26 protein-coding genes are annotated in these 25,572 nt (G+C 67.4%); 17 read left to right on the plus strand and 9 right to left on the minus strand.

Translation table 11 applies throughout. The features are described 5' to 3' along the window. Positions 1 to 228 precede the first annotated feature (228 nt). Positions 229 to 1,629, plus strand: coding sequence for a sensor domain-containing diguanylate cyclase (locus MMB92_RS09485; RefSeq protein ID WP_006483889.1), 1,401 nt, complete (start codon positions 229 to 231; stop codon positions 1,627 to 1,629). Positions 1,630 to 1,720: 91 nt separating this feature from the next. Here MMB92_RS09485 and MMB92_RS09490 read toward each other — a convergent pair whose 3' ends face one another. After that, complete coding sequence (locus MMB92_RS09490; protein ID WP_062910567.1) at positions 1,721 to 3,862, minus strand: hypothetical protein; 2,142 nt, start codon at positions 3,860 to 3,862, stop codon at positions 1,721 to 1,723. Positions 3,863 to 4,565: 703 nt separating this feature from the next. Between MMB92_RS09490 and MMB92_RS09495 the strand changes: the two genes are divergently transcribed. The 6 genes from MMB92_RS09495 to MMB92_RS09520 all read left to right on the plus strand — a co-directional run bounded on the left by MMB92_RS09495 (position 4,566) and on the right by MMB92_RS09520 (position 8,801). Next, entirely contained in the window at positions 4,566 to 4,961 is a 396-nt protein-coding gene (locus MMB92_RS09495) for a RidA family protein (RefSeq protein ID WP_058901539.1), read from the plus strand. A gap of 132 nt (positions 4,962 to 5,093) precedes the next feature. Further along, positions 5,094 to 5,828 carry a hypothetical protein gene (locus MMB92_RS09500; protein ID WP_049021673.1) on the plus strand — a complete coding sequence of 245 codons (735 nt, stop codon included), beginning with the start codon at positions 5,094 to 5,096 and terminating at the stop codon, positions 5,826 to 5,828. 561 nt (positions 5,829 to 6,389) lie between these two features. Further along, positions 6,390 to 6,704: a Dabb family protein gene (locus MMB92_RS09505; protein ID WP_006483902.1), complete on the plus strand. Its 315-nt coding sequence runs from the start codon at positions 6,390 to 6,392 to the stop codon at positions 6,702 to 6,704. After that, on the plus strand, positions 6,701 to 7,180 hold the full coding sequence (locus tag MMB92_RS09510; protein ID WP_006483907.1) for a PaaI family thioesterase: 480 nt from the start codon (positions 6,701 to 6,703) through the stop codon (positions 7,178 to 7,180). The genes MMB92_RS09505 and MMB92_RS09510 overlap by 4 nt, the downstream gene beginning before the upstream one ends. 173 nt (positions 7,181 to 7,353) lie before the next feature. After that, positions 7,354 to 8,313, plus strand: coding sequence for an alpha/beta hydrolase (locus MMB92_RS09515; RefSeq protein ID WP_058901537.1), 960 nt, complete (start codon positions 7,354 to 7,356; stop codon positions 8,311 to 8,313). A gap of 41 nt (positions 8,314 to 8,354) precedes the next feature. After that, entirely contained in the window at positions 8,355 to 8,801 is a 447-nt protein-coding gene (locus MMB92_RS09520) for a GNAT family N-acetyltransferase (RefSeq protein WP_006483905.1), read from the plus strand. A 16-nt stretch (positions 8,802 to 8,817) separates the two neighbouring features. On the opposite strand, the gene MMB92_RS09525 is transcribed toward MMB92_RS09520, so the two are convergent. Both MMB92_RS09525 and MMB92_RS09530 read right to left on the minus strand, forming a co-directional pair. After that, positions 8,818 to 9,663, minus strand: coding sequence for an NRDE family protein (locus MMB92_RS09525; RefSeq protein WP_277562672.1), 846 nt, complete (start codon positions 9,661 to 9,663; stop codon positions 8,818 to 8,820). A gap of 76 nt (positions 9,664 to 9,739) precedes the next feature. Next, complete coding sequence (locus tag MMB92_RS09530; protein WP_062910568.1) at positions 9,740 to 10,774, minus strand: folate-binding protein YgfZ; 1,035 nt, start codon at positions 10,772 to 10,774, stop codon at positions 9,740 to 9,742. Between the two features lie 77 nt (positions 10,775 to 10,851). Between MMB92_RS09530 and mltG the strand changes: the two genes are divergently transcribed. The 9 genes from mltG (at position 10,852) to MMB92_RS09575 (ending at position 19,518) form a co-directional block, all read left to right on the plus strand. After that, the gene (mltG, locus tag MMB92_RS09535; protein WP_006496368.1) at positions 10,852 to 11,871 is read left to right on the plus strand and encodes an endolytic transglycosylase MltG; all 1,020 of its coding nucleotides are present in this window, start codon (positions 10,852 to 10,854) and stop codon (positions 11,869 to 11,871) included. Continuing rightward, positions 11,871 to 12,491, plus strand: coding sequence for a dTMP kinase (gene tmk, locus MMB92_RS09540; RefSeq protein ID WP_006483888.1), 621 nt, complete (start codon positions 11,871 to 11,873; stop codon positions 12,489 to 12,491). Before mltG ends, tmk begins: the two co-directional genes overlap by 1 nt. Positions 12,492 to 12,509: 18 nt before the next feature. Then, positions 12,510 to 13,538: a DNA polymerase III subunit delta' gene (locus MMB92_RS09545; protein ID WP_062884482.1), complete on the plus strand. Its 1,029-nt coding sequence runs from the start codon at positions 12,510 to 12,512 to the stop codon at positions 13,536 to 13,538. 141 nt (positions 13,539 to 13,679) lie between these two features. Then, a complete protein-coding gene (locus MMB92_RS09550) occupies positions 13,680 to 14,459 on the plus strand; it encodes a TatD family hydrolase (RefSeq protein WP_062884483.1) in 780 nt (259 codons plus the stop codon). A 43-nt stretch (positions 14,460 to 14,502) separates the two neighbouring features. Next, entirely contained in the window at positions 14,503 to 15,213 is a 711-nt protein-coding gene (locus MMB92_RS09555) for an ankyrin repeat domain-containing protein (protein WP_006485954.1), read from the plus strand. Positions 15,214 to 15,331: 118 nt separating this feature from the next. Beyond that, complete coding sequence (locus tag MMB92_RS09560; RefSeq protein ID WP_006485939.1) at positions 15,332 to 15,688, plus strand: Rap1a/Tai family immunity protein; 357 nt, start codon at positions 15,332 to 15,334, stop codon at positions 15,686 to 15,688. 89 nt (positions 15,689 to 15,777) lie between these two features. After that, positions 15,778 to 16,950 carry a mechanosensitive ion channel domain-containing protein gene (locus MMB92_RS09565; RefSeq protein WP_006485950.1) on the plus strand — a complete coding sequence of 391 codons (1,173 nt, stop codon included), beginning with the start codon at positions 15,778 to 15,780 and terminating at the stop codon, positions 16,948 to 16,950. Positions 16,951 to 16,993: 43 nt separating this feature from the next. Beyond that, a complete protein-coding gene (locus MMB92_RS09570) occupies positions 16,994 to 18,169 on the plus strand; it encodes an AAA family ATPase (RefSeq protein WP_006485944.1) in 1,176 nt (391 codons plus the stop codon). 284 nt (positions 18,170 to 18,453) lie between these two features. Continuing rightward, entirely contained in the window at positions 18,454 to 19,518 is a 1,065-nt protein-coding gene (locus MMB92_RS09575) for a glycosyltransferase family 4 protein (RefSeq protein WP_006485945.1), read from the plus strand. A gap of 130 nt (positions 19,519 to 19,648) precedes the next feature. Here the strand turns inward: MMB92_RS09575 and MMB92_RS09580 are convergent, their stop codons facing one another. From MMB92_RS09580 to MMB92_RS09590, 3 genes are all read right to left on the minus strand, one after another. Beyond that, on the minus strand, positions 19,649 to 20,236 hold the full coding sequence (locus tag MMB92_RS09580; protein WP_006496373.1) for a YSC84-related protein: 588 nt from the start codon (positions 20,234 to 20,236) through the stop codon (positions 19,649 to 19,651). Positions 20,237 to 20,485: 249 nt separating this feature from the next. Next, positions 20,486 to 20,935: a membrane protein gene (locus tag MMB92_RS09585; RefSeq protein ID WP_006485938.1), complete on the minus strand. Its 450-nt coding sequence runs from the start codon at positions 20,933 to 20,935 to the stop codon at positions 20,486 to 20,488. Between the two features lie 259 nt (positions 20,936 to 21,194). Next, on the minus strand, positions 21,195 to 21,485 hold the full coding sequence (locus MMB92_RS09590) for a PsiF family protein (protein WP_011549641.1): 291 nt from the start codon (positions 21,483 to 21,485) through the stop codon (positions 21,195 to 21,197). 271 nt (positions 21,486 to 21,756) lie between these two features. On the opposite strand from MMB92_RS09590, the gene MMB92_RS09595 reads away from it, so the two are divergent. Continuing rightward, positions 21,757 to 22,779, plus strand: coding sequence for an asparaginase (locus MMB92_RS09595; protein WP_069353271.1), 1,023 nt, complete (start codon positions 21,757 to 21,759; stop codon positions 22,777 to 22,779). 91 nt (positions 22,780 to 22,870) lie between these two features. Here MMB92_RS09595 and lysM read toward each other — a convergent pair whose 3' ends face one another. From lysM to hyi, 3 genes are all read right to left on the minus strand, one after another. Further along, a complete protein-coding gene (gene lysM, locus MMB92_RS09600) occupies positions 22,871 to 23,341 on the minus strand; it encodes a peptidoglycan-binding protein LysM (protein WP_006478617.1) in 471 nt (156 codons plus the stop codon). A gap of 459 nt (positions 23,342 to 23,800) precedes the next feature. Further along, complete coding sequence (locus MMB92_RS09605; RefSeq protein WP_006485940.1) at positions 23,801 to 24,694, minus strand: 2-hydroxy-3-oxopropionate reductase; 894 nt, start codon at positions 24,692 to 24,694, stop codon at positions 23,801 to 23,803. A gap of 41 nt (positions 24,695 to 24,735) precedes the next feature. After that, positions 24,736 to 25,545, minus strand: a complete 810-nt coding sequence (gene hyi / locus MMB92_RS09610; protein ID WP_006485952.1) for a hydroxypyruvate isomerase — start codon at positions 25,543 to 25,545, stop codon at positions 24,736 to 24,738. Positions 25,546 to 25,572 lie beyond the last annotated feature (27 nt).

Consider the following 25,572-nt stretch of genomic DNA (forward strand, 5'->3'; position numbering starts at 1 on the left):
CGTCACCGCCCGCCGCCGTGGTGAATCGGCGCGGCGCACGCGCGATTCGCAACGATCGGGAAGTAAAAGGCATGCGCCCGGCAATGCCGTTTCCCCTGACTTGTCAAACGAATTGCCCCACCTATACTTGCTCTGACATTTGCCTTTCGGCACGATGGGCCAGATCGTGCGTCGTGCGATCCGTGCCGCGAAGAATCGAACCAACGCAGCAGACCGACCGGGGACCGAATGAGTACGACCTATGCAGCCGGGGAACCGCCGCGCGTCGTCAGCGCGGCCGCGAGGCTCTACGCGAAATGCCTGCTGGTCGGATTCGCGTTGCTGCCCGCCTATCTGATTGCCTATCTGTGGTTCTTCAGCGACCCGGGCGTCGTGTTCGAGAGCCACGCTTTCCATGAAATCGCGATCGCGGCGGCGACGGTCGAAGGCGCGTTCGTCACCTACGTGACGTGGGTGTGCTACCGGTCGTCCGGCGAGCCGCTGCTGCGCTGGCTCACGCTCGGCTTCCTCGGCTTCGCGATGATCTATGCGCTGCACGGGGCGTTCACCGGGATGGCGCACCACAATATCTGGCTGTTCCTGCTGTACGGGCCCGCGTCGCGGTTCGTGATGTCGGCGCTGCTGCTCACGGGCCTGCTGTCGTATTCGCGTCCGCCCGACCGGCTCGACAAGCGCACGAGCGTGCGCACCTGGCTGCCGTGGATCGTGTTCTTCCTGATCGTCAACGTGGCGGTCGCGTACATCGCCTATTCGCCGGTCGCCGGCGCGCCGGGCACGCGGCTGTCGATGGAAGGCGGCGCGCTGGTGTTTTCGCTGCTGAACGTGTGCCTGCTGCTCGCGCGGCGGATCCGCTCGCCGCTGATGGTGATCTACGGCGTGTCGATCATGGCGTTCGCGCTGTCGTCGCTCGCGTTCATCCTCGGCAAGCCATGGAATCACATGTGGTGGCTCGCGCATGCGATCTTCGCGGGCGGATTCTTCCTGCTCAGTTACGGCGTCGTGCAGGCGCTGCAGACGACGCGCTCGTTCTCGGCGATCTACAGCCAGGAAGACCTGATGAGCCGGCTGTCGGAATCGATGGCGCGCACCGAAAGCGCGCTGCAGGAGCTGCGGCGCACGAACCAGAAGCTCGAGTACATGGCCGCGACCGACCCGATGACGGGCGCGTCGAACCGCCGGCAGTTCATCGCGCAAGTCGAGCGCGAGATCGTGCGGGCCGAGCGCGACGGCACGCCGTTCTGCCTGCTCGCGCTCGATCTCGACAATTTCAAGAACATCAACGATGCGTACGGGCACCAGATCGGCGACGAGGTGCTGCGCGGCGTCGTGCGCCAGTGCCTCGAGGCGATTCGTCCGGCGGGCGCGCTCGCGCGGGTCGGCGGCGAGGAATTCATGGCGCTGTTGCCCGAGATGCCGCTCGAAGGTGCGCGGATGACGGCCGAGCGCGTACGTTCGTCGATCTCGAGTTCGCCGTTCGGGCTCGACTTCAAGCGCGTGCAGGTGACGGTCAGCGTCGGCGTCGCGCAGTACGGGGTCGACGGCAGCACGGTCGATACGCTGCTGCGGGTGGTCGACGAGCGGCTGTATCAGGCGAAGCGGGAAGGGCGGAATCGCGTGGTGTCGCGGTGATCCGGATTCCTTCGACGTCCCGGCGGCGGGCGTGCCGCCGGGTTTTTTGCATGCCGATGCCGTTGCCCGTCGGTATGCGTGCGGCGACGCGCTAGCGCGCCGCCACCGCCGTCGCCTGTTTCGGCTGTGCGTCCTGCGTCGGCTGCGACGCCTGCCACCAGTACTTGCCCGCGCGCTGCTGCGGATCACGGATCGCGAGATACGTCGTACTCCAGAGCTGCGCCGCGTTGGCTTCGGTCGCATCGGCGCTGCGCGTGCCGAATGCGTCGGTCTGGTACTTGCCGTTCACGTACGACCACGTCCACATTTCCGACGTGCGCATGTCGCGCCCGTTCGAGATCACCTGCCAGATCGTCTGCCGCGCTTGCGTGAGCAGCCTGCGGGTCGTGGCCGAAAGGTCCTGACGCGCGAGCTGGCGATCGAGCCCGGCCACCCACATCGCCTGCTGCCACGACCAGATCACCGTGCCGTGATACGCGGAGCTTGTGAACTTCGGCCACAGCGTCTGGCTTGCATACGCGGGGTTCGCGATCAGCATCCCGGCATCGGTCACGAGCCCGGTCGGGAACGGCCGCGTGACGTCGCTGACGATCCGCTGGAGCTGATCGTCCGGCGGCGTGCCGAACAGCAGCGCGAAGCCGCCGTCCGAATTCATCACCGGAATCGGGTTGCCCTGCTGATCGAGCGACAGCGCGTAGAAGGCCAGCGGGGCGTTGGGCGCGGCGCCGGCCGGCACGCCGGCAGACGGCGCATAGGCCGACACGTCGGTGGCCGCCTGTGCGGCCGGCACGCTGACCTGGAACAGCGGCGGCGCCTGCGTTTCCCAGGTGGCCGCCTGATTCGCCGTGTTGGCGAGCGTCGCACGCTGCCCGGCATCGAGGTACGGATCGAGCAGGCCGCGGGCGAGGAACGCGTTCGCCGCGCGCAGCGCGGCCGGCACGAGCACCGCGTTCACGTCGTACGGGTAGACGCCGCCGCCGAGGCCATCGGTGCTGTCGCGCCAGTTGCCGACGATTTCGCCGGGCCGCAGGTGGATCAGGTTCGCGACCGACGGCTGCTGCGCGAACGGCTGCGCGGTCGTCGCGACGTGCAGCAGATTGACGACGAGGCGGCTGCCGTTGGTCTGCCCGTCGCTGCCGCGCTGCGCCAGATACGCGGCCGCGCGGGCCTGGCCGCGCGTATCGTCGATCAGCCACGCGGCCGCGATCGGCGCGAGCAGGTAGTCGCTGTCGATCATCTTGTAGTCGTAGGTCGGCGTCGCATCGTTAGGCCGCCCGTTCTTCTGGTTGTCGATCAGCGCGAATTCGCCGATGCCTTCCTCGTGCGCGACCTTGCCGTCCGCCGACAGGCGGCTGAGCACCGACGACAGGCCGGCCTCGATCGCCGCGGGTTCGAGCACGGGCATCAGCATGCGGACCGAAATCAGCGTGTCGCGGCCGAAGTACGTGTCGTATTGCCACGAACCGGCCAGCAGCTTGTCGTTGAAGCTCAGGAATTCGAGCACGTTCTGGCTGACCGGGTCGGGATTCACGGCCGGCGCGAACAGGTCGGCGTGCGTGATCGGCGACAGCGGCGTCTCGCCGGACAGCGCATCGATGTGCAGCTTCAGCGTGCGTGCGCCCGCCGGCGCGTTCAGCACCAGCTTGCCACCCGCAGCCGGCGCGATGCTGCCGCCGTCGCGCAGCGTGATGCGCAGCGCATAGCCCGGTGCGCCGTCGATGCGGTCGCGTTGCCATTGCGCGGTGCTGCCCTGGACCGTCGGCGCGGTGAGGATCTGCGGCGGAATCGTGGCGCCGCCGTTGAAGTCGCGCAGGAAGCGCACGTTGCTGAGCATGCCCTGGCGGATCGTCAGCGACGTGGTGTCGACCGACACGTCGGCGCCGATGCCGTACAGCGGGCGGCCATGCGTGTCCGGGGCCGACAACGCGGACGGCGGCGTGTCGAGGCTCCAGTTTACCGGCTGCGCGGTGTCGTCGAACCATAGTCCGGTGCCGCTGTTGCCGGCGGGGAAGACTACCAGCAGGCGCGGCTTCGTCGACGAGCGCACCAGCAGGTGCGCGGCGACCTTGTCCTGCCGGTAGAACGCGTTGATCTGGCCGCCGGTATCCATGCGGAACGACAACGCGGCGGTGTTCGATGGCGGGGTGTTCGACTGGACGTCGTCGTCGTTGCAGGCCGACAGCAGGCCGGCACAGACGAGCCCGAGACACAGCGACTTCGCAAGGCGATGCATGTTGATGTCCCTCCTGATGACTGGCGATTTTTTATCCGGATGTTCTAATCGGCGGATCTTGAGTCCGTTTGATCCCGTCTTGTATTCATTCTGGCAAATGGCGGGAATTAATCGAGGCGTTGCGATTCGTCGAAAGGAAAATGGGTTGGCAAATAACCGAGTGGCCGATAATGTCGAAAGCTGAAAACCACAGGGGTGCGCGTCGATGTCCCGCGGGAAAGGCTATGCGACGGGCCTTCGCGCGGGTGGTGGCGAATCCGGGGCGGCGCAGAAAATGATGCGTAAGCCATCGTAGGCGATTCTAAATTTGCGGGAAAGCCGAAGTCAATAATGTTTTGGTTTTTGAATATTGAATTGAAAAGTGGTCGCAATTATTACCCGCCGCCCCGGTAAAATGTGCGATTTAATGGATGCCGATTAATGTGCTGCAGCTGTCCGAGGGCGAAGCAATTGGCAATGGCATGCCGCGCCGGCGATTGTTGCCGGACAGCGAACGAATCGCCGCGTGGTGTCGGTCAATGCCGTGACATGCCGACATGCTGAAACGGCGCGCACGAAGCCGAGCAAGCCGCGTTCCTGCGCATGCTTTCCACGACGACGGATCGCTGACGAAAGCGGAAAGAACTGCGACGTCTGCTAGCATCGGATGATTCCGACAACCCTGTCGGGATGCTGGCATGCGATCATCGCAGGAGACTCGTCAATGACGCTCGAATGCATCAATCCCAAGGATCTGCCCACACCGCAAACGTACACGCAGGTCGTCGTTGCGACGGGAAGCAAGATGGTATTCATCTCGGGCCAGGAGCCCGAGGACATCGACGGCAAGCTGGTGGGCCACGGTGATCTCGCGGCCCAGGCGCGTCAGGTATTCGGCAATCTCGGTCGCGCCCTTGCCGCTGCCGGTGCGCGGCCCGAGCAGGTCGCGAGGATCACCATCTACGTCGTGAACTACGAGCGCGATGCATGCTTGCCGATCATCGAAAGCGCCCGGGTGGCGCTGTTCGGCGATCACAAGCCCGCGGACGTGGTGCTCGGCGTGGCCGCGCTGTCGCCCGGTTACCTGATCGAAGTGGATGCGATCGCGGTCGTCGATTGATCGTTCGGCAGTCGCAATCATTGCATCGCCGGCACGCTCACTACGTGCCTTTTTCTTTATCGGCCACCAGTTGCGTTGTGAAACCAGGTTGCATCAGCCTGGTCTCGAGCGAGACACCTGCGGTTGTTGCCCATGATCCGCCTTTGGCGCCCCAGGCTCCTGTTTCAGGGTTCACGAGCGTCGCGTTTCAACGTTCTTGATAGTCATCCGGCAATTATCGATCGCTTTTTTCACTCGTTGGTGGAGCCCGTGATGCCTGCAAACAATCTCAAAGTTCGTCCTTTGGTCGGCGGGATCAAAATTGTGACCCGCAGCAAGATTGGCACTTTAGGTTTGGTCGTGAAATACAACGGCAACATGTGCTTTGTGACGGCGGGCCATGTGTTCGGAAAGGGAGATGCGAGGGTGGGGCAGCCCGATGACGCAAACCCGGTGGGTGACCTGCTTGAAAACTTCCTGGAGGACAACCAGGATATCGCCATCGTGAAGGTATCGTCGGGAGTCGACGCAACACCCAACGAGATATGGACGGACAGCGGTATAAAACAGGTGGCGTTCGGTTCAGACGTGCGTCCCACGAAGGACCAGCGTTTGTGGTTGCAGGGTGCGTTCTCTGGTCTCGTGAATTGCTCGGTTGCCGGGACAGATGTCGATATCACGGTGCCGGACACCAACGATCAAGTCAAGAATGTCGTCCTGCTCAACCTGGACGGAGAGGCTCGGACCCAACCGGGTGACAGTGGCGCGCCCGTGGTGGGGAAAGTGGGTGGCAAGGACGTCTGCTACGGTGTGTACGGCGGGAAAGTCGTGGTCGGCGCAGATACGTACGGGTGGTTCACGCCATTCGAGAACCTGTTTTGGGACTAGTCCGGCGTGATCGGATGTGACGCTGTCAAAGCCTTGGGTGCGAGAGCGCTCGGGGCTTTTGCATTGGGGGCACCGAAACGCGAACCGGGTCGACCTGCGCGGGAGCGTACTCGGGGTCGGCGGGGCACGGTCCAGACTCTCCCCGTCGTTGTACCAAGGACGCCGGTTTCAGGGGCAAATCTCCATCCGCCGCTTGGCGCTCGAGCAGGCAATCGAAACCCGTTTTGAACTGCGAGACGATTTCTGTCGAGATGTGTTTCGGAAAAGAAACGTGACGGCGGATCGCGTACTTCTATTCGGCCTTGTTGCAACGTCAATGCTGCTGTGGGCCGGGGCGGGAACGGTGCACACGTTTGGCGCCAGAGCCTGGCAGCGGACACGCCGACTTCGAGATACAGTCCATTGACGTCGGCAAGTTTGATAGGCTTCTCGCCTGCGCGAGCTTGTCGGCGCTCGAGGCCGGACAGGGTAACCGTGGGCGAACGGTGGAAAGGTGTAAAGTGCCCGACTGCCAAGGATGACAGGCCAATCGCCGAATCAACACGAACAGGAGCAACCGAAGTGATCAGACATATCGTGATGTGGAAGTTGAAGGAATCGGCCGAAGGCGCGACGCGTGCGCAGAACGCGCTGAAGCTGAAGGAAAAGCTCGAAGGCTGCCGCGACCTCGTGCCGGGCACCCTGCAGATCGACGTCGGCGTGGCGACGCCCGGCCTCGATGCGACCGCCGACATCGTGCTCGTCTCCGATTTCGCCGACAAGGCCGCGCTCGACGCGTACCAGGTGCATCCGGTTCACCAGGAAGTGAAGAAATTCGTCGTCGCGGTGGCCGAATCGCGCGAATGTGTCGACTACATCGTCGACAACGCACGATGAGCGACGCGGCAACCCCGACGGAAGGCCCGTCGATCGAAAGCCCGTTCGTCGATCTGCTCGGCGTGCAACTGGTGTCCGCGAAGGATGGCGCGAGCGAGATCGTGCTGCCGCTCGAGGAGCGGCACATGAACACGTGGAGCATCGCGCACGGCGGCGTGACGATGACGCTCGCCGATATCGCGCTCGCGATGGCGGCGCGCAGCCTGACCGACGACGGCGTCGGCGTCGTCACGGTCGAGATGAAGGTGAACTTCATGCAGCCGGGGCGCGGCGAACTGCGCGCTTACGGGCGCGTGATGCACCGCTCGACGACGATGGCCTACTGCGAAGGCGAAGTGCGCGACAGCGACGGCAATTTCGTTGCGAAGGCGCTCGGTACGTTCAAGTACATGCGGCGGCTCGCGGTCGGCCGCGACATCAAGCGGCAACGTTCGCGCACCGCGCCGGACGCCCAGCCGGGCCCGAGCGACGCGTAAACGCACCGGCCATGCACGGCCCTGTCTCTTCGATGAGGCAGGGCCGTTTTGTTTGGCAGCACGGGATGGCGGCACACGGCGCGGCGCGTACGCCGGTCCGGCCGCCGCGTGGCATCATGTCACGCTTGTCCGCTTTGTCCGTTCACGGCGCCACGCCGGCGCCGTCCATACCGATGCCGCTGAATCCGAAGATCGCCCAGGTGCTCGACATGATCGAGCGCGCGAAACGTCCGTCGTATCACCATCAGACGCCGCAGCAGGCGCGCGCCGCGTACGAGAAGAGCGCGCCGATCCTCGACGTCGCGCCGGCGCCGATGCATTCGGTGGAGGCGTGCGTCGTGCCGACGCGCGACGGCCGCACGATCGGTGCGCGGCTGTATTTACCGGTCGCGCCGAGCCTGGCGGAACCGCTGCCCGCGCTCGTGTACTACCACGGCGGCGGCTTCACGGTCGGCAGCGTCGACACGCACGATGCGCTGTGCCGGATGTTCGCGCACGATGCGCAATGCGCGGTGCTGTCGGTCGGCTACCGGCTCGCGCCCGAGCACCAATTTCCGACCGCGGTGAACGATGCGGACGACGCGTTGCAATGGCTGCATCGCGAGGCCGCCGCATTCGGCATCGACGCCGCGCGGCTGGCGGTCGGCGGCGACAGTGCGGGCGGGACGCTCGCGACGGTCTGCGCGGTGCTCGCGCGCGACGCGGGCATTCGCCTTGCGCTGCAGATGCTGATCTATCCGGGCGTGACGGGCTACCAGGACACCGAATCGCACGCGCGGCTCGCCAACGGCTACCTGCTGACGCAGGACACGATCCAGTGGTTCTTCGCGCAATACGTGCGCGATCGGGCGGATCGCGACGACTGGCGGTTCGCGCCGCTCGACGGCACGCGCGATGCACCGTCGTTCGCGGGCGTTGCGCCGGCGTGGATCGCGACGGCCGAATACGATCCGCTGAGCGACGAGGGCGCCGCGTACGCGGACAAGTTGCGTGCGGCCGGCAACGCGGTCACGCTGGTCCGCTATCCGGGGATGATCCACGAATTCTTCAAGATGGGCGGCTACGTGCCGGAGGTGCGGGCCGCGCATGCCGATGCGGTCGCGGCGCTGAAGGCTGCATTCGACGAGGTTTGACGGCGGGCGGCCGAAGGCCGCCCGCCGTGGGAGGGACTGCGATGACGAACGGCGTGGGCGGAGTGGAAACGGGCGACTGGACGGTACTGGGCGGCGACGCAGCCAGGATCCGCGACGCGGTATTCGTGCGCGAGCAGCAGATTCCGCCGGAATGGGCGCTCGACGACGACGATCCGCTGTCGCTGCATGCGGTCGCGTACCGGACCGACGCGGCGACCGGGTTGCGCCGCGCGGTCGCGACGGGGCGGTTGCTGCCGTCCGGCACGATCGGCCGCGTCGCGGTACTGGCCGACATGCGCGGGCAGGGCGTCGGGTCCGCCGTGCTGAATGCGCTGCTGGATGCCGCGCGGCGCCGCGGCCAAGCCGTCGTGCGGCTGTACGCGCAGGATTCGGCGGTGTCGTTCTATCTGCGGCACGGCTTCGCGGCGGTCGGCGAACCGTTCGTCGAAGCCGGCGTGCCGCACGTCGAGATGGCGCGCGCGCCGTAGCGCGCAACGCGTGCGTTCAGCGCGGCCGCGTCGCGTCGATATCGAATGTGAACGCGCGCTCGAACGCGCCCGGCCGGACGGTGCGGTGCGAGCCGTCGTCGTCGCTGCGCTCCTTGACCTCCACCGTCAGCCGCACGCCTTCCTTCATCGTTACGCGCAGCGCGGTGGTGCCGCGTGTGCCGTATTCGGGCGTCTCGATGAAGGCGGCCGACAGCGCGCGCTCGCGCTCGATCGGAATGCCCGTGTGCGGCAGCGCGTCGTCGTCCGCGACGTGCGGGTCGCGCATCAGCGCGATCAGTTCGTCGAGCGACGGGGTCGGATTGTCGGTGAGCAGCGTGCCGAGCTCCGCGCGCTTGCGCACCACTTTGGGCCAGGGCGTGTCGAGCCGCGCATTCGACAGCGCATGCACGCCCGGCGCGATCGCGACGGGTGCGGCGACACGGCTTTCGCCCTCGGGCGCGCGGTTGCAGAACCACGCGAGTTCGCGCCGGCGCCAGTCGCCGACGAGCAGGTTGAAGCCGTTGTACACGGCTGCATGCTCGGCCAGCTGCGCGAGATAGTCGAGCGGTGCGACCGATGGTCCGCCGAGAAAGTCGGATACCAGCTTGCCGCGGGTCGGCGCGCCCGCGCGGATGTCGAACGGCGCGCGGTAGTTGATCAGCGCGGCGAAGCGGCCGTCGCGCGATACGCCGAGCCACGTGCCGCCGGCTTCGAGATCGCGGCCGGCCAGTACGCCCGGCACGTCCTCCCACCACGAGAGCGGCGCGCTGGTCCGGCGGAAGAACTCGTCGCGATTGGCGGCGAGGGTAAAGACGGGACCGGCGGCGGCATCAGGCTGCCAGTCGAAGGCAATCAGACACATCGGGCGAATCTCTCGCAGGAAACATCGGGTGCCGGCTGCGACTCGCGAGCCGGCGCGCGAACGGGTTGTCAGTGCATCACGCTTCGGTCGGCCACGCGTACGGCAGCGCGTCGAACGCGAGCGCCGGGCCGTCGGCCGAACCGAGGTGCACCGTGCCGCTGTCGAGCGCGGCGAGCTTGATCTCGACCAGTGCGTCGACGCCGCCCGCCGGCGCGGCCGCCGCGTTGACGATCATCCCGCACGGCTGGCCCGGGTCGTCGCTGTGGAACAGCTCGACGCCGGCATGCACGGTATCGGTCTCGCCGGCGACGTGCGCGAGCGCGGTGCGGCGCTTGATCGTGCCGCGGTACTGGCTGCGCGCCACCACTTCCTGGCCCGGGTAGCACCCTTTCCTGAAGTTAACGGCGCCGATCACGTCGAAGTTGACCATTTGCGGTACGAACTGTTCGACGGCCGGCTGCGTGATGCGCGGCTCGCCCGCGCGCACGTCGAGCCAGTCCCACACGGCAGGCGACACGACCGGCAGCGTGTCGGCGAGCGCGGCAAGGCGCGCGTCGACCTCGGCGCGCGGGCCGATCCACAGATAGCGCTTGCGGCCGGCCGCATCCGGCACGCGGATCAGCGTGCCGGCCGGGCCGTCGACCTTCACGTGTACGCCATCGGGCAGCGCATCGAAGATGCCCGACAGCGCGTCGCGCACGTCGCCAGCGAAACCGGCCACCGCGAGCGTGTCGTTCGCATCCGTCAGCTTCGCCTTCGCGCGCAGCACGAACATCGACAGCCGCTTCTGCACGGCAGGCTGCACGTCCTTCGACACGAGCAGGCGCACACCGTGGCCGGCGCGCCACGTGAGGAACGACGCGAGCAGGCGGCCCTTCGGCGAGCAGTACCCGGACAGCCGCGCGCTGCCGGCATCGAGATGCTCGATGTCGTTGGTGAGCTGGCTGTGCAGGAACGTCGCGGCGTCGTCGCCGGCCACGTCGATCACGCCGAACTGCGGCAGCGGCATGCAGGCGCCCGGCGCATCGAAATCGGCGGCGGACGGGCGGGGGAAAACGGGGAGCGAGGCAGATGCGGCCTGGGCAGCCGGTGAAGCGAACGGTGTGCTCATGGAATGAGGGAACAGTCAACCCTGACTTTGACGAAGGCGAGCAAGTATTATATGGGTCTTACCTGAGTCACGTTTCCATGTCCCTACTGAAGAAATGCGCCGCGACGATCGTGGCGCTGGCCGTCGTTGTGGCCGCTGCCGGCGCGGGCGGCGGGTATTACTGGGCGACCCGGCCGCTGTTGCTGGGGTCGGCATCGCTCGACGTCACGATCAAGCCGCGCAGCAGCGTGAAGAGCGTCGCGCTGCAGCTCAAGCGCGGCGGCGTGCCGGTCGAGCCGTTCGCCTTCGTCGCGATGACGCGCGTGCTCGGGCTGTCGAGCCGGCTCAAATCGGGCAATTACGAATTCAAGACCGGCATCACGCCGTACGACGTGCTGCAGAAGATCGCGCGCGGCGACGTGAACGAATACGTCGCGACGGTCATCGAGGGCTGGACCTTCAAGCGGATGCGCGCGGAGCTCGACGCGAATCCCGATCTGGCGCACGCGACGGCCGGCATGAGCGACGCCGAGCTGCTGCGCGCGATCGGCGCGCCGGACGGCGTGGTGCAGCGCGGCAGCGGCGAGGGGCTGTTTTTCCCCGATACCTACCTGTTCGACAAGGGCACGAGCGACCTGAACATCTACCGGCGCGCCTATCGCCTGATGCAGACGCGCATCGACGAGGCATGGGCCGCGCGCACGCCGGGGCTGCCGTACAAGACGCCTTACGAGATGCTGACGATCGCGTCGATCGTCGAGAAAGAAACCGGCCACGCGGCCGACCGCGCGTTCGTCGCGGCCGTGTTCGCGAACCGGCTGCGCATCGGCATGCCGCTGCAGACCGATCCGTCCGTGATCTACGGGCTCGGCGACGCGTACGACGGCCGGCTGCGCAAGCGCGACCTGCAGGCCGACACTCCTTACAATACCTACACCCGACGCGGGCTGCCGCCCACGCCGATCGCGTTGCCGGGCGTCGCCGCACTGCAGGCGGCGATCAATCCGGCCCCGACGAGCGCGCTCTATTTCGTCGCGAAGGGCGACGGCACGAGCGTGTTCTCGGACACGCTCGGCGACCACAACAAGGCCGTGGACAAATACATACGAGGTCAATAATGGCGAGCGGTAAATTCATCACGTTCGAGGGCATCGACGGGGCGGGCAAGACCACCCACCTGGCATGGTTCTGCGAACGCCTTCAGGGCCGGCTGGCTGCGGCCGGCCGGCAGGTCGTCGTGACCCGCGAGCCGGGCGGCACGCAGCTCGGCGAGAAACTGCGCGAGATCCTGCTGAACCAGCCGATGGATCTCGAGACGGAAGCGCTGCTGATGTTCGCCGCGCGGCGCGAGCACCTCGCGCTCGTGATCGAGCCGGCGCTCGCGCGCGGCGACTGGGTCGTGTCCGACCGCTTCACCGACGCGACCTTCGCGTACCAGGGCGGCGGCCGCGGGCTGCCGCGCGACAAGCTCGAGACGCTCGAGCGCTGGGTGCAGGGCGGTTTCCAGCCCGACCTCACGGTGCTGTTCGACGTCGCGCCGCAGGTCGCGAGCGAGCGTCGCGGGGCCGCGCGCATGCCGGACAAGTTCGAAAGCGAGTCCGACGCGTTCTTCTCGCGTACGCGTGCCGAATACCTGCGGCGCGCGGAAGAGGCGCCGCACCGCTTCGCGATCGTCGATGCGACGCGATCGATTCCCGAGATTCGCCAGCAGCTCGAACGCGTGCTCGCCGCGCTGTAACCCGCAAGGACGCACCCCATGATCTATCCGTGGCAAACCGACGACTGGAACCGCCTGCAGCAACTGCGCGCGCAATGGCCGCATGCGTTGCTGCTGCACGGTCAGGCCGGGATCGGCAAGCTGCAGTTCGCGCAGCATCTCGCGCAGGGTTTCCTGTGCGAATCGCCGCAGCCGAACGGCGAGCCGTGCGGCGCCTGCGCGGCCTGCAACTGGTTCTCGCAGGGCAACCACCCGGACTACCGGATCGTGCTGCCCGAGGCGCTGGCGGGCGAGGCGCCGGGCGCCGCGGACGACGCGAAGCCGGCCGACGCGGACGAAGGCGGCAAGAAGACCCGGGCGCCGAGCAAGGAAATCAAGATCGAGCAGGTGCGCGCGCTGCTCGACTTCTGCGGGGTCGGCTCGCACCGCGGCGGCGCGCGCGTCGTCGTGCTGTATCCGGCGGAAGCGCTCAACGTCGCCGCGTCGAACGCGCTGCTGAAAACGCTGGAGGAGCCGCCGGCCGGCGTCGTGTTCCTGCTCGTGTCGGCGCGCATCGACCGCCTGTTGCCGACCATCATCAGCCGCTGCCGCCAGTGGCCGATGACCGTGCCGGCACCGGAGGCCGCCGCCGCGTGGCTGGCGGCGCAGGGCGTCGACCAGGCCAGCGCGCTGCTTGCGGAAGCCGGCGGCGCGCCGCTCGCCGCGCTGGCGCTCGCGAGCGACGAGAATCGTCCGCTGCGCGACTACACGTTGGGGCAACTGGCCGCCGGGGCGGCCTGCGACCCGTTCGCGTGCGGCGAGACGCTGCAGAAGCTGCCGGTGCCGCTGGTGCTCGGCTGGCTGCAACGCTGGCTGTACGATGTGCTCGCGCAGCGGATGGCCGGCGCGCCGCGCTACTTCCCGATGCACGCGGCGGCCCTGGCGCGCTGCGCGGAAGCGGTCGACGCGAACGCATTCGCCCGCTTCATGAAAGCCGTGACGCGGCAGCGGACCGTCGAGAACCATCCGCTCAACGCGCGGCTCGTATTCGAGGAATTGTTTCTCGGCTATCGGGAAATGTTTGCTTGATCCGGCATTGTTTCCGATGGGTTGCGAAACGATGAACGGGTCACGCGACGGCGCGACCGTGGCCGGCCGGCCCGCCCACGTCGCCCGCTGCCGCATGCCGGCGGGCGCATGAGCGTCCGTCTCACGTATTCAGGAAACACGATGTTCGTCGACTCTCACTGCCACATCAACTTCAAGGGCCTGGCCGACCGCCTGCCGGCCGTTCTCGAGAACATGCGCGAGCACGACGTCACCCACGCGCTGTGCGTGTCGGTCGATTTGGAGACGCTGCCCGACGTGCTCGCGATCGCCGAAGCGCACGACAACGTGTACGCGTCGGTCGGCGTGCATCCCGATCACGAGGACATGCGCGAGCCGGCGCTCGCGGAGCTCGTCGAGCTGGCCGCGCACCCGAAGGTCGTCGCGATCGGCGAAACCGGCCTCGACTACTACCGTCTCGAAGGCCGCTCGATCGCCGACATGGAATGGCAGCGCGACCGCTTTCGCACGCACATCCGCGCGGCGACCGCGACGATGAAGCCGCTAATCATCCATACGCGTTCGTCGTCGGAAGACACGCTGCGGATCATGGCCGAGGAGCGCGCGGACGTGCCGGGCGGCGTGATGCACTGCTTCACCGAGCCGTGGCCGGTCGCCGAGCAGGCGCTCGCGCAGAACTTCCATATTTCGCTGTCGGGCATCGTCACGTTCAAGAACGCGACCGACGTGCAGGACGTCGCGCGGCGCGTGCCGCTCGACCGGCTGCTGATCGAGACCGACTCGCCGTACCTCGCGCCGGTGCCGTATCGCGGCAAGCCGAATGAACCTGCGTACGTCAGCCATGTCGGACGCTTTATCGCATCCGAGCGCGGGATCGCCGTCGAGGCGCTCGCGGATGCGACGACGCAGAACTTTTTCCGGCTGTTCAGGATCGCCCGCTAACGACGGGCGCGCAGCCGACAACCCAGGGAAGGAGCCCACAACAATGACGAAGCCGACCAACCATCTGCCCAAACGCGCACTCGTTGCGGCCGCATTCGTCGCGAGCGGGCTGTTCGCCGCCGCCGGCGCGCATGCCGAGTCGCTCGACGCGATCGTCAAGGCCGTCAAGTTCGACGACATCGCCGATATCGGCAAGCAGCTCAAGAGCGGCAAGCTCGATCCGAACACGCTCGCGCCGAACGGCGACCCGATCCTCGTGATCGCCGCGCGCGAGAAGTCCGACAAGGTCGCGGCCGCGATCGCGACGACGCCGAACGTCGATCTCGAAAAGGAAGACAAGGCCGGCGAAAACGCGCTGATGCTCGCGTCGCTGAACGGCGACCTCGGCCTCGTCAAGCTGCTGATCGACAAGGGCGCGGAAGTCAGCAAGAAGGGCTGGGCGCCGCTGCACTACGCGGCGACCAACGGCCAGGACGCGGTCGTCAAGGTGCTGCTCGACCACGACGCGTACATCGATACCGCATCGCCGAACGGCACGACGCCGCTGATGATGGCCGCGCGCGGCAACCATGCGTCGACGGTCACGCTGCTGCTCGACCAGGGTGCCGATCCGCAGGTGAAGAACCAGCTCGGCATCACCGCGCTCGAATTCGCGAAGCACTACAACGCGCCGGACGCGATCGAGATCCTGAGCAAGCGGACGACGCGTATCGGTGCGTCGACGCCGGCAGATGCACAAAAGAGTGCAAAATAACGGTTTTTGGTGCGGCGCCGCCTGTCCGCCCGGCCGGCTTCCGGCCGCGGCAGGGCAGCCGGCGCCGCACCGGCCAACGCAGCAGGCGGTCACCGGCCGCATTGACATAAGGAACACCATGTTGCGCGCAATGTTTTGTGCCGCGGCGTTTGCCGTGCCGTTGTCGGCGGCGGCTTTCACGGGCGCGGATCTCGACCGGCTGTGCGCGAAGACGGACGTCAAGTCGCGGGCGTCGTGCGCGGCCTATATCGAAGGCGCCGCCGACGGCGTCTACAACACGATCGATGCGATCGGCGGCACCACGGGGCCGCGCGTCGGCCAGTACTTCTGCCTGCCGCCCGACATCCGGGCGCAACAGATGACGGACGCCGTGCGCAAGTACATCGCCGAAAATCCGAAGCTGGCCGACTACAACGCGAGCACCGCGGTGTCGCTCGGTCTCGGCAAGGCGTTTCCCTGCAGGAGCGGCAACTGATCTGACGCCGTGTCCGGGCGCGTGCGTGGCCCGGACGTCGCCGACGCATCCAGGACGAAGCCTGCGCGCTTCATCACTCGAGGGCGCCGATGATTTCAATCGAGGAACTGCAGCGCATCGCCGATGCGCCGTTGCATTCGTGGCTCGGCACGCTGGTCGTGTCGGTCATCGTGATACTGGTCGTCACGGTCGTGCACCGCCTCGGCGCACGCATCGTCAAGCGCATCGCGCAGCCGTATCCGCTGATGAGCGCGATCCTGCGCTACATCGACAAGCCGTCGCTCGTCGTGCTGGCGTTGCTGGCGCTCGAATTCGTGTGGGTCCAGGCCGACGACGGCATGTCGTTCGTGCGCGGCATGCGCACCGCGGCGGCGGTCGGCTCGATCGTGTCGCTCACGTGGCTGCTGGTGCGGCTCGCGGCCGGCGTCGGCGACGCGATCATCCAGGCCCATCCGATCGATACGGCCGACAACCTCCACGCGCGACGCGTCCATACGCAGGCCAAGGTGCTCGTACGGACCGTGATGGTGCTGATCGTGATCATCGGTACCGGCGCCGCGCTGATGACGTTTCCGAACGTGCGCCAGATCGGCGCGAGCCTGCTGGCATCGGCCGGTGTCGCGGGGCTGGTCGCCGGTATCGCCGCGCGGCCGGTGCTGGGCAACCTGATTGCCGGGTTGCAGATCGCGCTCACGCAGCCGATCCGGCTCGACGACGTGGTCGTGATCCAGGGCGAGTGGGGGCGCATCGAGGAAATCACCGGTTCGTTCGTGTCGGTGCGGCTGTGGGACCAGCGGCGCCTCGTCGTGCCGCTGCAGTGGATCATCGAGAACCCGTTCACGAACTGGACGCGCAGCAGCGCGGAGATCATCGGCACGGTCTACCTGTCGGTCGATTACCGTACGCCGCTCGCGCCGCTGCGCGAGGAGCTCGCGCGGCTCGTCCACGCGGCGCCGGAATGGGACGGCCGCGTGCAGGTGCTGCAGGTGACCGACGCGACGGAGCGCACGATGCAGTTGCGCGCGCTCGTCAGCGCGGCCGATTCGTCGTCGTGCTGGGACCTGCGCTGCCGCGTGCGCGAAGGATTGATCGCCTATCTGCAGGACCGTTATCCGCAATGCCTGCCGCGCAGCCGGATGGAGCTGTATCCGCACGAATCCGCGCCCGATGCGCCGAATCCCGAGCGGCCGCACGCGCGGTCGCCTGCGGCCAGCACGGCGGCCAACACCGCGGCCGATCCGCAGGCCGTCGACGGCCGCTGAACGCGGCCCGGCGCCTGCCTGCCATTCCCCGTCGCCCAATTCCATGACCGCGCTGAAGACGCTCGCCATCGCCAATTACCGCTCGCTGCGCGAGCTGATCGTGCCGCTCGCGGCGCTCAACGTCGTCACGGGGCCGAACGGCAGCGGCAAGTCGAGCGTGTACCGCGCGCTGCGGCTGCTCGCCGACACCGCGCAGGGCCGCGTGATCCCGTCGCTCGCCCGCGAGGGTGGCTTGCCGTCGACGTTGTGGGCCGGCCCCGAGCGTTTCTCGCGCGCGATGCTGGCCGGCGACGTGCCGGTGACGGGCACGGTGCGCAAGGGCCCGGTGAGCCTGAAGCTCGGCTTTGCGTGCGACGATTTCGGCTACTCGATCGATCTGGGCCTGCCGCTGCCGAGCAGTTCGCAGTTTGCGCTCGATCCGGTGGTCAAGCGCGAATGCGTCTGGGGCGGCGCGTTGCTGCGCCCGTCCACGCTGCTGGTCGACCGGCAGGGCGCGCAGATCCGCGTGCGTACCGCATCGGGCGACTGGCAGACGATTCCGCAGCCGGTCGCGAGCTTCGACAGCATGATGACCGAGTTCGCCGATCCGACCGGCGCGCCCGAGATGATCGCGGTACGCGAACGGATCCGCTCGTGGCGCTTTTACGACCATTTCCGGACCGATGCGCAGGCGCCGGCGCGCCAGTCGCACATCGGCACCCATACGCCGGTGCTCGCGGACGACGGGGCCGACCTCGCCGCCGCGCTGCAGACGATCCGCGAAATCGGCGACGCGGCGGCGCTCGACGCGGCGATCGACGACGCGTTTCCCGGCGCGTCGGTGGAGATCGACAACCCGGGCGGCCGTGGCCGCTTCGACGTGCTGATGCGCCAGCCGGGGCTGCTGCGGCCGCTGGCGGCGGCCGAGCTGTCCGACGGCACGCTGCGCTACCTGCTGCTCGCGGCCGCGCTGCTGACGCCTCGGCCGCCGGCGCTGATGGTGCTGAACGAACCGGAGACGAGCCTGCATCCCGATCTGCTGCCGGCGCTCGGCCGCCTGATCGCGCAGGCCGCCCGGCGCTCGCAGGTGCTGGTCGTGTCGCACGCGGCGCGGCTCATCGCGACGCTCGAGCGCGAGGCGGGCTGCGAATCGCTGGTGCTCGACAAGCAGCTCGGCGCGACCGCGCTCGTCGATGCCGACTCGCGCCACCTGCCGGCATGGAAGTGGCCGTCGCGTTGACGGCCTGATCGCGATCGTTGGCATGTGTTCGACGCCCGGCCGCGCCGAATCCGCGCCAGCCGGCCCCGAGCGACGCGGCGAGCCCGATCGGTCGAATGTATCCGGTCTGTAACAACGCCCAAAAAATGCAAGACCTGCGGTTCCGCTCATCGGGATCGCGAATAATAATGAGATATCCGGCTGGCGCCATGCCGGCCGGCGCGGCATGGACGCAGGGCGGGGCGCGCGCAAGCGCGGACTCCGCCGGCCGTACCGCAACGGACAGGACACAGGAGACGTGGACCATGAGAATTGCCCAGATCGCCCCGCTGACCGAATCCGTGCCGCCGAAGCTGTACGGCGGCACGGAGCGCGTCGTGTCCTACATCACCGAGGCGCTCGTCGACCTCGGCCACGACGTGACGCTGTTCGCGAGCGGCGATTCGACGACGCGGGCGAAGCTCGAGCCCGTGTGGCCGCGCGCGCTGCGGCTCGATTCGTCGATCCGCGACCGGGTCGCGCCGCACATGCTGCTGATGGAGACGGTCGCGCGCCGCGCGAAGGATTTCGACGTGCTCCATTTCCACATGGACTACTACTCGTTCTCGGTCTTCAACCGGCAGGAAACGCCTTACGTGACGACGCTGCACGGCCGGCTCGACCTGCCCGAGCAGCAACCGGTGTTCGACACGTTCAACACGGCGCCGGTGATCTCGATTTCCAATTCGCAGCGCCAGCCGTTGCCGCAGGCGAAATGGCTGACGACCGTCTATCACGGGCTGCCCGATACGCTGTACATGCCGCAGCCCGTCGAGCCGCGCTATCTCGCGTTCCTCGGCCGCATCTCGCCGGAAAAACGCGTCGATACCGCGATCCGCATCGCCCGCCAGTGCGGGTTGCCAATCCGGATCGCCGCGAAGATCGACGCGGCTGACCAGGAATACTTCGACCGCGAGATCAAGCCGCTTTTCGCGTTGCCGCACGTCGAATACATCGGCGAGATCGCCGATCACGAGAAGGCCGAATTCCTGTCGGGTGCGCATGCGCTGCTGTTTCCGATCGACTGGCCGGAGCCGTTCGGCCTGGTGATGATCGAGGCGATGTCGTGCGGCACGCCGGTGATCGCGTTCAACCGCGGCGCGGTGCCCGAAGTGGTGGACGAGGGCGTGTCTGGTTTCATCGTCGAGGACGAAATCAGCGCGGTGGCCGCCGTGAACCGGCTGCACCTGCTGCCGCGTGCGCGCGTGCGGCAGCGTTTCGAGGAGCGCTTCACGTCGCGCCGGATGGCGCAGCAGTACGTCGACGTGTACCAGTCGGTGATCCGCGCGCAGAAGCGCTCGCGCTTCAAGGTGATCGATTCGACGACCTGAGCGGCCTGAACGGCCCGAGCAGTCCGACCGACCCGGCGCCGCGCCGGCGGATAAAAAAACGGCGATGCCCGCAAGGACATCGCCGTTTGCGCATGACCCGCGCGCGGCACGCGCGGGCAGTGCGTCAACGTCAGATCTTGAGCTTGGTGACCTTGGTGCCGTTGATCGACACGTCGCCCATCAGGCCGGCGTTGGTCAGCACGACGACCTGGATCGGCGCGGTAGCCGTGTTGGAGTCGACCGCGCCGTTCGCGCCCATCTTCACGAGCGCGACCGATGCGCCGGCGCCGGCTGCCCAGCCGTCCGAGCCGCGGAATTCGTCGAGCGCCTGCTGCGTCATGAACAGGAACACGATCGCCTTCGACTGCGCGCCGGCCTGCAGGCCGACCGACAGCGACGACGTGTTGTAGTAGCCGACCGTGCTGCCGCCGACGCGCAGCGCGCCATTGCCGGACTGGCCGCCGACGATGAAGCCGGCCTGGATCACTTCGGGGAACACCAGCACGCCGCGCGATTTCGCGACGAGCTCGCGCGAGCCCTTGACCGTGGAGTACATGCGCGACAGCGTCGCGTCGACGCTCGCGTCGATCGACTGACGCTTCGACGCGTTGGTCGCGGCGTTGTCCGGCTTGTCCGGGGTGGTGGTGCAACCGGTGAGCGCGAGGCTACCGACGATGAGCGCAGCGGCGGCTTTCAGCACAAGATTCCGTTTTTGCATCGTTGTTCTCCATCGGATGATGTTCGGAGTGAGTCTCGCTCAAGGAGCGGATCACGTCGGCAGTTATATCACAGCGGATTACGGCCTCTTTTCGTTGCCACGTGAAAAAGCGTCAAATCGCGCGAGGGTGTCGCGGCGCGCCAACGGACGGAGCGGCGCCCGAGCGCCAGGCGCGCTTCGCGCGGGGGCGGCATGCGGGGAACGCAGTGGTCGAGCGGGGGGCGGCGGCGCCCGCGGCGCGTGTCGGGGTCAGTGCGTGACAGGCGGAACGGGCGGCTTGATCGGCGGGCGGCGCAGCGCGCGGCGGATCAGCGCGATCACGACGCCGCAGGCGAACAGGAACGCGGCCGGGACGACCCAGTAGCCGACGAACGCATGCCACAGGTAGCCGGCGAGCGTATTGCGGCGCACCACGTATTCGTCGCGGGCCGCCTGCTGGCGCGGCGCGTTGGCGGCGAGCACGTCGGCCGGGCAGCCGGCCGCGCGCGCGTCGTCAGGATCCCCGTGGCACTTCGCGGCGGCGCCGGCGGCCTGCTGCGCATCGGTGAGCTGCCAGGTGGTCAGCGCGAGCTGCAGGTCCGCCTTGTTGTAGGCCATTTCCTCGCGGATCTCGCGCACGGCGATGATCGCGACGGGCACCGCCCAGAACACGATCACGATCAGCCAGCGGCGGAACCAGCGGTGTTGTCTCCATGCCATCCAAAGCCTCCGTTTGACGCGCGTGCGCGTCCGTCTCGAGGGCGGCCCGATGGCGCTTCTTGGTCTTGGGTGGGCCGCGTTGCAGCCATCATAGAAGAAAACGCGGCGAATTGCCGCACCATGTGGCGGCGTCGTGACGGCGGGCCGGAAAAACGGGGCGGGAAAGGCCGAATGGCGCACGTCGATGCGCGTGCAACGAAAACGAAAATGCCGCGCCCGCCGAAGCGGGGCGCGGCATTCGGGACGGGAGCGCCGGGACTCAGGCGGCCGGCTGGTTGCTCAGGCAGCTCTTCATGAACGCCTTGCGATCGTCACCCTTCTTGCCGGTGGCCTGCGTGTTGCATGCCTTCATCTTCTCCTGCTGCGTCATTGCCTTTGCGGGCTTCGCCGACAGGCAGTCCTTCATGAACGCCTTGCGTTCGTCGCCCGTCTTGCCGGCTGCCTGCGTGTTACAGGCCTTCATCTTGTCCTGCTGGCTGTTCGCCGCGAATGCGGGGGAAGCCAGCATGCCGCCGAGAAGCACTGCGGCTACGAGCGATTGGATTTTCATTTCGACACTCCCATGGGGTGAATTGCGCGTGATCGACGCCGTCACGACGCACGACGCGATGAGGACAGGGCCACATCGCACCACGCGTTCCGATTACGGCAAATCAATGTGAAAACACCAAAACGGCACTTCCTATAACGTTGCGGACGCCACGGCCGTTGACGGCGCGTGCGGCGCGGGGATCGGGACAAACCATGACGCGCGCCGGCAACGGCCGGCTGCCGCGCCGGAACCCGCCGGCTCGCGGCCGCGAGCCATTACAATCGCGGCCATGAATACACCGAACACCGCATCCCCTTCGTCCGCGCCGGCGCTGCCGCGCATCGCCGTCCTCGCCACCGGCGGCACGATCGCCGGCGCCGCGCCCGACGCGGCCAGCACGGCCGGCTACCAGGCCGGCGCGCTCGGCGTCAGTTTCCTGGTCGACGCCGTGCCGGCGCTCGCGTCCGTCGCGCGCATCGACGCGGAGCAGGTCGCCAGCATCGACAGCAAGGATCTCGCGCTGCCGCTGTGGAACACGCTCGCCGCGCGGATCGACGCGCTGATGGCCGACCCGGCGATCGACGGCATCGTGATCACCCACGGCACCGATACGCTCGAGGAGACCGCGTATGCGCTGCATCTGGTCGTGAAAGGCGACAAGCCGGTCGTGCTGACGGCCGCGATGCGGCCGGCAACCGCGCTGTCGTCCGACGGCCCGCTGAACCTGCTGAACGCGGTGACGGTGGCCGCCCATCCGGCCGCGCGCGGGCAGGGCGTGCTGGTCGCGTTCAACAACCGGATCCACGGCGCGCGCGATGTCGTCAAGACGAGCACTTATGCGGTCGACGCGTTCCAGTCGCCGGAGCTCGGTGCGCTCGGCTGGGTGCAGGACGGCCGCGTCGAATTCGCGCGCCGCGTCACGCGTACCCGCGACACGCAACTGGCGATCGCGGCGAGCTGGCCGCTGGTCGAAGTCGTCGCGAGCTATGCGGGCGTGACGCGCACGGCCGTCGACGCGCTCGTCGCGGCCGGCGTGCGCGGCCTCGTCGTCGCGGGTACCGGCAATGGCTCGATCCATGCGACGCTGCAGGCGGCGCTCGCCGATGCGGTGAACGCGGGCGTGGCGGTGGTCCGCGCGTCGCGCGTGGGTTCGGGGCACGTGATGCGCAACGGCGCCGCGAGCGACGATGCGCTCGGTTTCGTGAGCGCGGGCTCGCTGCACCCGTTCAAGGCGCGCGTGCTGCTGATGCTCGCGCTCGCGAACGGCATCCACGATCGCGACGCCCTGCAGCGCGCGTTCGATACGCTGTGACCGACGGTCGCCGCGCGGACGTCGTGCAGCGTGCATAAAAAAATGGCAGGCCAATGGCCTGCCATTTTTTGCGTCAGTGCTGCGCGAACGCTCAGGACTGCGGCGGAATCACGAGCTTCTGGCCCGGGTAGATCCGGTCCGGGCTCGACAGCATCGGCTTGTTCGCCTCGAAGATCACCGGATACTTGTTCGCGTCGCCATACACTTCCTTGGCGATCGCCGACAGCGTGTCGCCCGGCTTCACGTCGTGGTACTGCACTTCCGGATCGTCCGGCTGCAGATCGTCGTCGTTGACGCCCGCGACACCCTGCACGTTGCCGGCCGCGACCTTGACCTTCGCCTTCGTGTCGAGATCGGCGACGCTGCCCGACAGCGTGACGGTGCGCGATGCGCCGTCGAACGCGACGGTCAGGTTCGACGTGTCGAGGCCTTGCGAGCTGATGTAGTTCTTGATGGCATCGGCCGCAGTCTGGTTCGCGGCATTCGGATCTTCCGCTGCCTGTGCATCGGCGTGACCCAGCAGTTTTTCACCCGCCTCCTTGATAAACGAAAGAAGACCCATCGTTGCACTCCTTAGGTGGTTGAAAAGAAAACGCGCCGTGAAGTGGCGAAAAAAACACCGCGCTGGGGGCGGGCCCGGAAGGGCGCGCAAGCGCGGCGGTTTTCTCGAAAGGCGTGGCGAAAGTGTAGGCGTTCAACGCGACGATTGCATGAAAAATCGCACGCTCGAACGTAAAGAAATGTAATACGCGAAATCCGACAGGCGGACACCCGACGACGACGTCTGACCGACCAAGGCTTCCCCGGCGCCGCCGGGTGCCGCTGCGGACCCCACCACGCCGCTCTCAGCCCAGAGCGGCGTTTTTCGCCCCGTCCCGCATGCCGTTGGCGATGCAGGGCGGGGCGCCCCACCGTGATGCGCGCGTGCGGCGCGCATCGATGCGACCGGCCGCGGCCGAGTCACGTGTATTCGTCGCGCGCCTGCGCCATCGCAGCACAAACGCGCGTTGCGGCATCCGCGTTACGCGGCCGGCGTCTGGCCGATCTCGAAGTTCGACATGATCTCGAGCGCGCGCACGAGTGCCGAGTGATCCCATGCCTTGCCGCCGTGCGACGCGCACACGCTGAACAACTGCTGCGCGCTCGCGGTGTGCGGCAGCGCGAGGCCGAGCTTGCGCGCGCCGTCGAGCGCGAGGTTCAGGTCCTTCTGGTGCAGCTCGATGCGGAAGCCCGGATCGAACGTGCGCTTGGTCATGCGCGCACCGTGCACTTCGAGGATGCGCGACGCGGCGAAGCCGCCCATCAGCGCCTGGCGCACGCGCTCCGGATCGGCGCCCGAACGGGCGGCGAACAGCAGCGCCTCGCCGACCGCCTCGATGTTTAGCGCGACGATGATCTGGTTCGCGACCTTGCAGGTCTGGCCCGCGCCGTTGTCGCCGACGAGCGTGATGTTCTTGCCCATCTTCTCGAACAGCGGCTTCGCGCGCTCGAATGCCTTCTCCGGGCCGCCGACCATGATCGTCAGCGTCGCTTCGCGTGCGCCGACTTCGCCGCCGGACACCGGCGCGTCGAGGTAGTCGCAGCCGAGCGCGTTGATCTGCTTCGCGAATGCCTGCGTGTCGAGCGGCGAGATCGAGCTCATGTCGATCACGAGCTTGCCGGCCGTCAGGCCCTTCGCGACGCCGTCGTCGGCGAACAGCACGTTACGTACGTCCGGCGTGTCCGGCACCATCGAGATGATGATGTCGGCGTGCTGCGCGACTTCGGTGGAGTTCGCGACGACCTTCGCGCTGCCGCGCAGGTCGTCCGGGATCGGGAACGCGCCGTTCACGACGAGTTGATGATCGCCCTTGAGCAGGTTGCGCGCCATGTGCGCGCCCATGATGCCGAGGCCGATGAAACCGATGGTTGCCATGTGAAAGTCTCCTATAGGGCTGAAAACGGAAAGGGCGCGACTCAGGCGGCGCGACGCGCCGAGGCCGGTGCGCAGCCGGCCACGCTTTGCAGCCAGCCGAGGCCTTCCGTCGTGGTGGTACGGGGCTTGTATTCGCAGCCGACGTAGCCGGCATAGCCGAGCCGGTCGAGCAGCGCGAACAGGAACGCATAGTTGATCTCGCCGGTGCCCGGCTCGTTGCGGCCCGGGTTGTCCGCGAGCTGGACGTGGCCGATCGATGCGAGGTTGCGTTCGATCGTCGCGGCCAGTTCGCCTTCCATGCGTTGCATGTGATAGATGTCGTACTGCAGGAACAGGTTGTCCGAGCCGACCGCGCGGATCACGTCGAGCCCTTCCGACGAGCGGTTCAGCGCGAAGCCCGGGATGTCGAAGCTGTTGCACGGCTCGACGAGCAGGCGGATGCCTTCACGCTTGAGCGCGTCGGCCGCGAAGCGCAGGTTGTCGACGATCGTGACGAACGTCTTGTCGCGTGCCGTGCTCGCCGACGGGATGCCGACGAGGCAGTTCAGCTGCGGCACCTTCAGCGCCTTCGCATACTCGATCGCGCGGCCGACGCCTTCCTGGAATTCGCCGACGCGATCGGGCAGGCACGCGATGCCGCGCTCGCCCTGATCCCAGTTGCCGGCGGGCAGGTTGTGCAGCACGAGGCGCAGACGGTTGGTCTCGAGCCGTTCGGCGAGTTCCTCTTTCGCATACGGGTACGGGAACAGGAACTCGACGGCGTCGAAGCCCGCGTCCGCGGCCGCCTTGAAGCGGTCGAGGAACGGCACTTCGTTGAACAGCATGGTCAGGTTTGCAGCAAACTTCGGCATGAGCTAAGCCTCTTCGGTCGGTCAGTC

Source organism: Burkholderia sp. IO2 (assembly GCF_029522185.1).
Lineage (GTDB): Bacteria > Pseudomonadota > Gammaproteobacteria > Burkholderiales > Burkholderiaceae > Burkholderia > Burkholderia cenocepacia.

Bases quoted from the DNA above. Each gene is read 5' to 3' on its own strand.
- MMB92_RS09515 (WP_058901537.1), top strand. From the start codon at position 7,354: ATGCCGCTGAATCCGAAGATCGCCCAGGTGCTCGACATGATCGAGCGC.
- MMB92_RS09580 (WP_006496373.1), bottom strand. From the start codon at position 20,236: ATGCAAAAACGGAATCTTGTGCTGAAAGCCGCCGCTGCGCTCATCGTC.
- MMB92_RS09520 (WP_006483905.1), top strand. From the start codon at position 8,355: ATGACGAACGGCGTGGGCGGAGTGGAAACGGGCGACTGGACGGTACTG.
- MMB92_RS09500 (WP_049021673.1), top strand. From the start codon at position 5,094: ATGATCCGCCTTTGGCGCCCCAGGCTCCTGTTTCAGGGTTCACGAGCG.
- MMB92_RS09590 (WP_011549641.1), bottom strand. From the start codon at position 21,485: ATGAAAATCCAATCGCTCGTAGCCGCAGTGCTTCTCGGCGGCATGCTG.
- MMB92_RS09490 (WP_062910567.1), bottom strand. From the start codon at position 3,862: ATGCATCGCCTTGCGAAGTCGCTGTGTCTCGGGCTCGTCTGTGCCGGC.
- MMB92_RS09485 (WP_006483889.1), top strand. From the start codon at position 229: ATGAGTACGACCTATGCAGCCGGGGAACCGCCGCGCGTCGTCAGCGCG.
- MMB92_RS09555 (WP_006485954.1), top strand. From the start codon at position 14,503: ATGACGAAGCCGACCAACCATCTGCCCAAACGCGCACTCGTTGCGGCC.
- MMB92_RS09545 (WP_062884482.1), top strand. From the start codon at position 12,510: ATGATCTATCCGTGGCAAACCGACGACTGGAACCGCCTGCAGCAACTG.
- MMB92_RS09510 (WP_006483907.1), top strand. From the start codon at position 6,701: ATGAGCGACGCGGCAACCCCGACGGAAGGCCCGTCGATCGAAAGCCCG.
- MMB92_RS09585 (WP_006485938.1), bottom strand. From the start codon at position 20,935: ATGGCATGGAGACAACACCGCTGGTTCCGCCGCTGGCTGATCGTGATC.
- MMB92_RS09595 (WP_069353271.1), top strand. From the start codon at position 21,757: ATGAATACACCGAACACCGCATCCCCTTCGTCCGCGCCGGCGCTGCCG.
- lysM (WP_006478617.1), bottom strand. From the start codon at position 23,341: ATGGGTCTTCTTTCGTTTATCAAGGAGGCGGGTGAAAAACTGCTGGGT.
- MMB92_RS09605 (WP_006485940.1), bottom strand. From the start codon at position 24,694: ATGGCAACCATCGGTTTCATCGGCCTCGGCATCATGGGCGCGCACATG.
- MMB92_RS09560 (WP_006485939.1), top strand. From the start codon at position 15,332: ATGTTGCGCGCAATGTTTTGTGCCGCGGCGTTTGCCGTGCCGTTGTCG.
- MMB92_RS09565 (WP_006485950.1), top strand. From the start codon at position 15,778: ATGATTTCAATCGAGGAACTGCAGCGCATCGCCGATGCGCCGTTGCAT.
- MMB92_RS09530 (WP_062910568.1), bottom strand. From the start codon at position 10,774: ATGAGCACACCGTTCGCTTCACCGGCTGCCCAGGCCGCATCTGCCTCG.
- mltG (WP_006496368.1), top strand. From the start codon at position 10,852: ATGTCCCTACTGAAGAAATGCGCCGCGACGATCGTGGCGCTGGCCGTC.
- MMB92_RS09575 (WP_006485945.1), top strand. From the start codon at position 18,454: ATGAGAATTGCCCAGATCGCCCCGCTGACCGAATCCGTGCCGCCGAAG.
- MMB92_RS09550 (WP_062884483.1), top strand. From the start codon at position 13,680: ATGTTCGTCGACTCTCACTGCCACATCAACTTCAAGGGCCTGGCCGAC.
- MMB92_RS09570 (WP_006485944.1), top strand. From the start codon at position 16,994: ATGACCGCGCTGAAGACGCTCGCCATCGCCAATTACCGCTCGCTGCGC.
- MMB92_RS09525 (WP_277562672.1), bottom strand. From the start codon at position 9,663: ATGTGTCTGATTGCCTTCGACTGGCAGCCTGATGCCGCCGCCGGTCCC.
- MMB92_RS09495 (WP_058901539.1), top strand. From the start codon at position 4,566: ATGACGCTCGAATGCATCAATCCCAAGGATCTGCCCACACCGCAAACG.
- tmk (WP_006483888.1), top strand. From the start codon at position 11,871: ATGGCGAGCGGTAAATTCATCACGTTCGAGGGCATCGACGGGGCGGGC.
- hyi (WP_006485952.1), bottom strand. From the start codon at position 25,545: ATGCCGAAGTTTGCTGCAAACCTGACCATGCTGTTCAACGAAGTGCCG.